Source organism: Paraconexibacter sp., assembly GCF_041602235.1.
Taxonomy (GTDB): Bacteria; Actinomycetota; Thermoleophilia; order Solirubrobacterales; family Solirubrobacteraceae; genus Paraconexibacter.
Genome location: NZ_JBFIGP010000373.1, coordinates 1 through 3,004 on the forward strand (window position 1 = coordinate 1; position 3,004 = coordinate 3,004).

General features: G+C 71.0%; 4 protein-coding genes. 3 read left to right on the top strand and 1 reads right to left on the bottom strand.

Annotated elements, in window-relative coordinates; translation table 11 throughout:
• The first annotated feature begins 127 nt into the window (after nucleotides 1-127).
• Nucleotides 128-505, top strand: a complete 378-nt coding sequence (locus ABYE80_RS19095; RefSeq protein ID WP_372791902.1) for a cytochrome c — start codon at nucleotides 128-130, stop codon at nucleotides 503-505.
• Between the two features lie 15 nt (nucleotides 506-520).
• On the opposite strand, the gene msrB is transcribed toward ABYE80_RS19095, so the two are convergent.
• On the bottom strand, nucleotides 521-922 hold the full coding sequence (gene msrB / locus ABYE80_RS19100; protein WP_372791903.1) for a peptide-methionine (R)-S-oxide reductase MsrB: 402 nt from the start codon (nucleotides 920-922) through the stop codon (nucleotides 521-523).
• 176 nt (nucleotides 923-1,098) lie between these two features.
• On the opposite strand from msrB, the gene ABYE80_RS19105 reads away from it, so the two are divergent.
• Both ABYE80_RS19105 and serS read left to right on the top strand, forming a co-directional pair.
• Nucleotides 1,099-1,701, top strand: coding sequence for a hypothetical protein (locus ABYE80_RS19105; protein ID WP_372791904.1), 603 nt, complete (start codon nucleotides 1,099-1,101; stop codon nucleotides 1,699-1,701).
• A 55-nt stretch (nucleotides 1,702-1,756) separates the two neighbouring features.
• Complete coding sequence (gene serS, locus ABYE80_RS19110; protein WP_372791905.1) at nucleotides 1,757-3,004, top strand: serine--tRNA ligase; 1,248 nt, start codon at nucleotides 1,757-1,759, stop codon at nucleotides 3,002-3,004.

Below are 3,004 nucleotides of genomic sequence, written 5' to 3' on the forward strand. Positions count from 1 at the left end.
GGTTCGGGATCACCCCCGCAGGAGGCGAGACCGATCGCCACCCCCAGGGTCATCACGACCAGCAACGGGCGTGGTCGGATCGACGTGGCGCGCTGTCGGAGCATTCCTTTCGTATGATGCCGCGGCCATGCGTCATCGCGTCGTCACCGCCTTCGCCATGCTCGCCGTCGCCGGCGGCGTCTCTGCCTGTGGGTCCCAGGGCAACAGTCTCGCCACCGCCAGCGACCCGACCATCGCGAAGGGCGCCAAGCTGTTCGTCGAGCGCTGCTCGGGCTGCCACACGATGGACGTCGTGGGCGCGGAGGGTGGCGCGGTCAGCATCAACGGTCGCGAGCGCGTCGACGGGCCGAACTTCAACGTCCGCAAGGAGGACGTGGAGACGGTGCTCTACGCCATCCGCAACGGGGGCTTCTCCGGCGCGATCATGCCCGAGAACCTCGTGACCGGTGAGGACGCGCAGGCCGTCGCCGAGTTCCTCGCGAAGTACGCGGGCAACGAGAAGTAGCCCACAGCCGTCCGCTCATGCCCTGGGCTCGAAGCCCAGGGACAGGGAGTTGATGCAGTAGCGCTGGCCTCCGCGATCGGTCGGGCCGTCGTCGAAGACGTGTCCGAGGTGGGACTCGCAGGTCGAGCACAGCACCTCCACGCGCAGCATGCCGTGCGACGTGTCCGGGCGCAGCGTCACGGCCGCCTCGTCGGCCGGTTCGACGAAGCTCGGCCAGCCGCAGTGCGACTCGTACTTGGCGTCGCTGCCGAACAGGGTGGCGCCGCACGCCCCGCACACGAACGTGCCGTCGTCCTTCTGACTGAGGAGCTCCCCGGTGAAGGGGGGCTCCGTGCCCGCTCGGCGCAGCACGTGGAAGCGGTCGGGGCCGAGCTGCTCGAGCCACTCGGCGTCGGTCTTGCGCACCTTGGAGTCCATGGGGCAAGGCTACGCGCCCGACCTTTCGGGACGGTGAACGATCGCGGGCGTCGCGACCGGGGGTCCGACCGTCGCCGGCGCGGCGGCACGCCGCTCTCGACGCGTCGGACGGGCGCTGGTACTGTGCCGCCGCCGTCTGCGGAGGCGGCAGCAGCGATCAGGTCTGGGGGAACATCGTGAAGCAGTGGCGTTGGGGTGTCGGCGTGGCGTGTGCCTTCGTCGTGGGGATCGGCACGGCAGCGGCTGCCGGGGGGCCTGAGCCCGCCGGCACGTTGCGGTCCTCGACCGACGTGCAGCCCTACACCTCCACGGAGGTCCAGCCCTACACCTCCACGGAGGTCCAGCCGTACACGTCGACCCAGGTGCAGTCCACCACGGCACCGACGAGCACGACGCCGACCGCCAAGCCCGAGCCCACGAGCAAGCCCCGCTGCAGGGTCAGCAAGCTGCTCGGCCGCTACCGGATGCGCGTCCCCGGAACCTCGTACACGATCCCCGGCCGTCCCGGCTCCGGCACGGGCACGCAGGTGAGCAGCCCCGGGAGCGGCACCACCAGCACGCTGCTCCTGCGGTCCGGTCGTCGCTTCGCCTGGGGCAACCGCAGCGGCAGGTTCCGCATCCGCCAGGACCGCGAGTACCCCATCGTCATCACGAAGGGCCGCTTCGGAAAGACGTGGTACGTCGGCTGCGGGACCAAGCAGTACAAGGCCGACCTGCTGGCCTACGTCCCTGGCGGCTTCGACGCGCAGTTCGGCACGAAGGTCCGCAGGAAGAAGTGATGCGGGCGGCGTGACGCGGGACCCGCGCGGGCACCCGCGATAGCGTGCAGCAGCGATGCTCGACCTGAAGCTGCTGCGCACCGAGACCGAGACCGTCAGAGCCGCCCTGGGCCGGCGCGGCGACGCCGATGGTCTCGACGCCGTGCTCGCGCTCGACGAGCGCCGCCGGGCGCTGATCCCCCAGGTCGAGGGCCTCAAGGCCGAGCAGAACGCCGCGGGACAGGCGATCGCCAAGGCCAAGCAGGCCGGCGAGGACGCGACCGAGGCGCTCGCCGCCATGAACGACGTCAAGGCGCGGGCGAAGCAGCTGCAGGAGGAGCTCTCCGCCGTCGAGGCGGAGCTCCAGCCCGCGCTCGCGAAGCTGCCGAACCTCCCCGATGCCACGGCCGCAGCCCAGGACACCGTCGTCAGGGAGGTCGGGGACCCCACGCCGCCGGTCTCGGCGCCGAGGGACCACTTGGAGCTGGCCGGCGCGATGATCGACATGGAGGCCGGTGCGCGCCTGAGCGGCTCGCGCTTCGCGTACCTCAAGGGAGATCTCGTGATGCTCGAGTTCGCGCTGGTGCGCTGGGCGCTCGAGAAGCTGCGCACCCACGGGCACGAACCGGTCATCCCGCCCGTCCTGGTGCGCGAGGACGCCCTGTACGGGACGGGGTTCCTGCCGGACACCGAGCAGCAGATCTACCACCTGCCCGAGGACGACCTCTACCTGGTCGGGACCAGCGAGGTCGCCCTCGCGTCCCTGCACGCGGGGGAGATCCTGGAGGCGGACGCCCTGCCGCTGCGGTACGCGGGCTTCTCCTCCTGCTTCCGCCGCGAGGCCGGTGCGGCCGGCAAGGACACGCGCGGCATCTTCCGCGTCCACCAGTTCGACAAGGTCGAGATGTTCTGCTTCGTCGAGCCCACCGCGTCCCAGGACGAGCACGAGCGGATCCTGGCGATCGAGGAGGAGATCCTCGGCGATCTCGGCATCCCCTACCGCGTGGTGAACATCGCGGTCGACGACCTCGGCTCCAGCGCCGCCAAGAAGTACGACTGCGAGGCGTGGCTGCCGTCACAGGAGCGCTGGCGCGAGCTGACGTCGTGCTCCAACACGACGGACTACCAGGCCCGCAGGCTCGGCATCCGCGTCCGCGGCGAGGCCGGCAAGCCCGAGATCCTGCACACGCTGAACGGCACGGCGGTCGCCGTCGGCCGGACGCTCATCGCCCTGCTGGAGAACCATCAGCGGGAGGACGGCAGCGTCGCGCTCCCGCAGTGCCTCGTGGACGCGGGGGCACCCGCGGTGCTCCGGGCGACCTGA

Bases quoted from the DNA above. Each gene is read 5' to 3' on its own strand.
- ABYE80_RS19095 (WP_372791902.1), top strand. From the start codon at position 128: ATGCGTCATCGCGTCGTCACCGCCTTCGCCATGCTCGCCGTCGCCGGC.
- msrB (WP_372791903.1), bottom strand. From the start codon at position 922: ATGGACTCCAAGGTGCGCAAGACCGACGCCGAGTGGCTCGAGCAGCTC.
- serS (WP_372791905.1), top strand. From the start codon at position 1,757: ATGCTCGACCTGAAGCTGCTGCGCACCGAGACCGAGACCGTCAGAGCC.